The 994-nt window shown below is 43.7% G+C and carries 1 protein-coding gene; it reads left to right on the top strand.

Annotation, left to right across the window (positions count from 1 at the left end):
- On the top strand, nucleotides 1-994 hold a 994-nt coding region (locus A3729_RS21530), incomplete at both ends, for an MFS transporter (protein WP_068634259.1).

Below are 994 nucleotides of genomic sequence, written 5' to 3' on the forward strand. Positions count from 1 at the left end.
TGATATGAGTAATGCCCAGTGGAAGGCGTTATTGATCCTTAACGTTGCACTTACTATACCAGCGCGTATTGTTGTCGGGATGTTGGTGGATAAGTTTGGGCCGCGCGCTGTTTATAGCTTGTTGTTGATGGTGTCGGCGTTTCTTTGTTGGGGTTTTGCTCTAGCTCAAACTTATGAGCAGTTAGCCTTATTCCGTTTCTTGTGTGGCTTTATTGGTGCGGGTTTTGTTATCGGTATTCGTATGGTGGGAGAATGGTTCCCTGCGAAGACGGTTGGCTTAGCAGAAGGTGTATATGGTGGCTGGGGTAACTTCGGTTCGGCAGCTGCAGCATGGACTCTTCCAGCGGTAGCAGCTTACGTATATGGTGGTGATGATGGTTGGAGATATGCTATCGCAACAACAGGTGTTGTTGCTTTTGTTTATAGCATGATCTTTTACAAAAATGTTCGTAATACACCGAAAGGTTCGACTTACTTTAAGCCAAAGAAATCGGGTGGTTTGGAAGTAAGTAATAAGCGTGATTTCTGGTTCTATATCGCGATGAATGTGCCTATGTATATTGCCTTGGCTGTTTTGACATGGAAGCTATCTCCAGCGGGTGTAAGTCTACTATCGGCAACAACAGCAAACATTTTATGGGGGGTGCTCGCTGGTCTGTTTGCTTTCCAAATGCACTCAATCTATCAAGTGAACAAAGAACATTTACATACTTCTCTACCAGAAAACGACCAGTATAAGTTTAAGCAGGTGGCTATTCTTGATTGGGCTTATTTCGTTACCTTTGGTTCAGAATTAGCTGTTGTGTCAATGTTGCCAGCATTCTTCATGGAAACCTTTGATCTAACACCTGTTATGGCTGGTTTGTTGGGTGGTGCATTTGCATTGATGAATTTGGCGGCGCGTCCTACCGGTGGATATTTATCAGATAAGTTTGGTCGTAAGAAAACCTTAACTATTCTGATTGCTGGTTTGACGGTCGGTTACTTGATTCTG

The organism is Oleiphilus sp. HI0043, from assembly GCF_001634935.1.